This is a genomic window from Candidatus Accumulibacter vicinus, assembly GCF_000584955.1.
Lineage (GTDB): Bacteria > Pseudomonadota > Gammaproteobacteria > Burkholderiales > Rhodocyclaceae > Accumulibacter > Accumulibacter vicinus.
Window position 1 is genome coordinate 1 of sequence record NZ_JDSS02000051.1, and the last position, 4164, is coordinate 4164.

Consider the following 4164-nt stretch of genomic DNA (forward strand, 5'->3'; position numbering starts at 1 on the left):
CATTTGGCGGCCTCCCTCGTCTGGCTCAATTGAGGACACGCCCTAGCTCTCTCTGGCGAACTGACCAGGACAGGCTTGCTCTATAAGGCTTTGCCGTGGCTGCTGGTCCGCCAGGTGGGGCGATCCGCGCTCCCGGCGATCAGGGCGAGGTTTTCGCAAGCCGAAAACCGAGGTCGGCGGCCCGGTAGGATGCGGCGTTCTTCTGTCGCGCGGCGGAGCGGGCATAGGCCGGGCCGCTGCTCCAGCTGCCGCCGCGGATCACCCGCTGCGAGCAATCGCCGGATGTGCGTGCCTTGCCATCGAGCGGCGCGCCGCTGTGGTTCGGGTTCCAGCAGTCCTGCGTCCATTCGCCGACATTGCCGATCATGTCATACAGACTGAAACCGTTGCGACCAAAATAGCCGCCACTGCTGGTGTAGGCCTGAGCATCGCTGCAATTATGGGTGACCGGCCAAGCCAGCAGCTTCTTCAGCGTTTCATCGGCGATGTTGGCATTGCGGCAGGCGCGGCTCGGAGGCTGGTCGGGATCCGTTCCCTTGTTGGACTGGAACACGCGGGCAAAGAAGTTGCCGGTATCGCTCCACGGGCGTGGCGTGACGCTGCCGCCACGCGCGGCATATTCCCATTCGGCCTCGCTTGGCAGCCGGTATCCAGTGGCACCGCCGTTGAGCCAGGCGATATAGGCCTGCGTGTCATTCCAGCTGACGCAAACGACCGGATGACTGTCGGTCTGAGCGAAGCCCGGAGAACGCCAGTTGGCGCTATGTTCAATGACGAAATCGCCACCATTGCGGGCAACGTGACAGCCAGGGCTGCGGCCCGGACGTTCCGCCTCGGTCAGATAAGCCGTGGCCTCGACAAATTTTCGGAACTGTCCGACGGTGACTTCGTAGTAGGCGAGTTCGAAGTTCCCGATCCTGACGTTGTGTTGCGGGCGGGCGGCTTCGTCGGCTTCGGGATTGTCGGTGACATCATCGGCTGCGGCGCCCATCGGGTAATCGCCTGGCGACAGACGCGCCAGGCTCAATGCGCCAATCGCGGCCTGACGGATTTCGTCCTGTTTCTTCTTCTCGGGCCGCTCGGTTGGGGTCTTGCGGTCGTCGGTCGGTCGTTGCTGGTCACGCATGCTCAGCCTGCCTTGCGCAATGCGTGTCGCTTCCTCCTTGCGCGCCTTCTTCAGCGCTGCCTGAGCGAGGGCGGCATAGGTTCCTCGGGGGTACTCAGTGAGATAACTCTGATAAGATTCTTCGCTATTGATCTGTTGGGCTTTCTCCCAGGCCTGTTTTTCCGCCTGCACCTGCAGTTCCTTTTCCTGTGCCGCCAGCCGTTTCAGTTCTGCGCGCGCCAGCGGTGCATACTTGCCGCGCGGGAATTCCTTGAGATAGGTTTCGTAGTAATCGCGGTTTCCCCCCGCCTGAACCTGCTGCCATAAAGTCGTATCCCGGTCCTCCGGCGGCGCACCCTCGCTTTTCACACGCGGCTGCTGTTGCTGCTGCGGCTGCGGCTGACCCTGCGCGGCCAGGCCGGCGAGTTTGACGCGGGCGGCTGCGGCATAAACGCCCTTTGGATACTCGTTGAGATAGGCCTGATACGCCACCGCGGTATTGGCCGCTTCCGCTGCCTGCCAGGCCGCTGCGTCGGCGTCGGCCGGCGCCGACTGGATATTGATCTGTGTGGGTCCGCTGATGATGAAGTAGAAGTCGCCGGTAAGACTGCCTTCCATCCATGGCTCCTGTTTGCCCTTGGTCACGTTCTTGACGCGCACCGTCACACGCTTGAGCGCCTGTTCGATCGGCACCCCCTTCTCTTCGATTTGTGCCAGCAACGCGGCGGTATAGGTGCCGTTGACGCCGTCGCCATCCTCGGCAACGCTGCCGGGCCGTGTGGCGTAGTGAATGAGCGTGCCGCTCGGTGCCTGGATGCGCGCCAGACCGGCACCCGCGCCCGATCGGAAGCTGCGGGTGAAAGGGTTGTTGCGGCAGGCATCGAGCAGCACGAGGTTGACCCCGGCTTTCGAATCTTCCATGGTGTTGAGGACCGTATTGACGTTCAGACTCTGGTGCGGAACATCCTCTTCGCTGGAAATTTCGGCGTCGACGGCCGGCAGGTAGTTCTCGCCGCGAATCTGCAGGCCGTGGCCAGCGTAGAAGAAAAGCGCGATCGAACCCGGCTTGAGCTTGCTGCGGAATTCACGCAGCGCGCCACCGATGTCGCGAGCCTTCATGTTCTCGCGAATGATCACGTCAAAGTCCATCTTCTTCAGCTTGTCGCGCATCGCACGCGCGTCGTTGACAGGGTTCTTGAGTGGCGAGTGGGTGTAACTTGAATTGCCGATCACCAGGGCGACGCGATGTTCGTTTGCCCTCGGCGAAGGCTCCTGGGCAAGGAGTGGCAGCGGAAGACCGAGTGCCACACCGATCAGGACGCGAGCGAACAGGTTGAAACGCATGGGCGGTGCCTCGTGAGCAGTGGAACGAACCAGATTTTCAAGATTACCAGAGTCTCCGGATCCGCGGTGTACACGTGCGATGAGCATGAATAAGGCGCGTATTTTCACTGGGAATCTTCTGCGCGACGGAAGATTGGAGATAAGATTGGAGGAAGGAAATCGGGCTGCGTGAGGATCAGATGGAGGGGCTGGATGGCTTATCAGGAAAGCTTTGATGTCCGCACCCGCGGGCGCGGCAGTATCGAGATCACCGCCGAGGTGGCCCATATCGTTCGCGCTTCCGGCTTGTCGATCGGCGTCGCGCATGTTTTTGTCCAGCATACGAGCTGTTCGTTGATGATCACCGAGAACGCCGACCCCTCGGTGCGCCGCGACCTCGAAACCCTGGCCGCTCGCTGGGCACCTGACGGCGACCCGGCTTATCTGCACGATGACGAGGGCGACGACGACATGGCGGCACATGCACGCAACATCCTCGCCGGCAGCTCGGTGAGCATTCCGATCGGCAAGGGCGAGCTACGTCTCGGGACCTGGCAAGGGATCTATCTCTGGGAACACCGGACGCTGGCGCATCGACGCAGCGTCGTGGTGACGGTCCTGGCCTGAAGGCGAAAGCGCTGGCCTGCCGCCACAGGATTGTGGCTACACTTCGGGGTTCGATTCGGCCATCACAAAAGGAGCAACAATGAAAATCGGATTCATTGGTCTGGGTATCATGGGGCGCCCGATGGTGCTGAACCTCCTGCATGGGGGGTACCCGCTTACCGTCTGGGCGCGGCGTGCGGAGTCGATGCAGCCTTTGCTCGACGCCGGTGCCGATGCGGCGGCCAGCCCTGCAGAGGTGGCCGAGGGAGTCGATGTGGTGATCTCGATGGTGGCCGATGCGCCCGATGTCGAACAGGTGATGCTCGGCGAACGGGGGGTGGCGAGTGCCGGCAGAAGCGGCCTGATCGCTGTCGACATGAGCACCATTCGGCCGGCAGCCGCGCGCGACATCGGCGCGCGCCTGCTCGCGCAGGGCATCGATTTTCTCGACGCGCCGGTCTCCGGAGGCGAGGTCGGGGCCATCGCCGGCACGCTGTCGATCATGGTCGGCGGCACGGTGACCGCTTTTGATCGCGCCCGACCGGCATTTGCCTGCATGGGCAGGAACATCGTGCATGTCGGCGATTCGGGAGCGGGACAGGTGGCCAAGGCGGCCAACCAGATCGTCACCGGCGTCGGTGTGCTGACCGTCGCCGAAGCGCTCAATTTCGCGGCCAGGAGCGGCGTCGACCCGGCCAGGGTGCGCGAAGCGCTGCTGGGCGGTTTCGCCTATTCAAAGATTCTCGAAAATCATGGCCAGCGCATGCTGGACCGCAACTTCAAGCCGGGTTTCAAGTCCTGGATGCATCAGAAGGACATGAACATCGTCATGCAGAGTGCGCACGAACTGGGCCTGTGCCTGCCGGTGTCGGCAGCGACGGCACAGATGTATAACGCGATGGTCGGTTCGGGACTGGGCGAGGAGGACTCGATTGCCATTCTCAAGCTGCTCGAGCGACTGTCCGGAGGCGAGGGAGGCTCCTGATGCGGCTCGGTTTCATTGGCCTCGGTGTGATGGGTCGGCCGATGGCGCTGCATCTGCTGCATGCCGGGCATCAGGTCGCGGTCTGGGCACGGCGTCCCGCCTCCTGCCAGCCCTTGCTGGCGGCTGGAGCGCTGCACTGCGCATC

General features: G+C 62.8%; 4 protein-coding genes. 3 read left to right on the plus strand and 1 reads right to left on the minus strand.

Going from position 1 to position 4164, the window contains the following annotated elements; translation table 11 throughout:
• Positions 1 to 139 precede the first annotated feature (139 nt).
• Positions 140 to 2449 carry an SUMF1/EgtB/PvdO family nonheme iron enzyme gene (locus CAPSK01_RS24160; RefSeq protein WP_273704165.1) on the minus strand — a complete coding sequence of 770 codons (2310 nt, stop codon included), beginning with the start codon at positions 2447 to 2449 and terminating at the stop codon, positions 140 to 142.
• 192 nt (positions 2450 to 2641) lie between these two features.
• On the opposite strand from CAPSK01_RS24160, the gene CAPSK01_RS19930 reads away from it, so the two are divergent.
• From CAPSK01_RS19930 to CAPSK01_RS24165, 3 genes are all read left to right on the plus strand, one after another.
• Complete coding sequence (locus CAPSK01_RS19930; protein ID WP_034930973.1) at positions 2642 to 3055, plus strand: secondary thiamine-phosphate synthase enzyme YjbQ; 414 nt, start codon at positions 2642 to 2644, stop codon at positions 3053 to 3055.
• Positions 3056 to 3134: 79 nt separating this feature from the next.
• Positions 3135 to 4019: an NAD(P)-dependent oxidoreductase gene (locus CAPSK01_RS19935; protein ID WP_034930978.1), complete on the plus strand. Its 885-nt coding sequence runs from the start codon at positions 3135 to 3137 to the stop codon at positions 4017 to 4019.
• Positions 4019 to 4164: NAD(P)-binding domain-containing protein (locus CAPSK01_RS24165; RefSeq protein ID WP_273704185.1), on the plus strand; the 146-nt coding region annotated here is incomplete at its 3' end. The genes CAPSK01_RS19935 and CAPSK01_RS24165, both read left to right, overlap by 1 nt.

Bases quoted from the DNA above. Each gene is read 5' to 3' on its own strand.
- CAPSK01_RS24160 (WP_273704165.1), bottom strand. From the start codon at position 2,449: ATGCGTTTCAACCTGTTCGCTCGCGTCCTGATCGGTGTGGCACTCGGT.
- CAPSK01_RS19930 (WP_034930973.1), top strand. From the start codon at position 2,642: ATGGCTTATCAGGAAAGCTTTGATGTCCGCACCCGCGGGCGCGGCAGT.
- CAPSK01_RS19935 (WP_034930978.1), top strand. From the start codon at position 3,135: ATGAAAATCGGATTCATTGGTCTGGGTATCATGGGGCGCCCGATGGTG.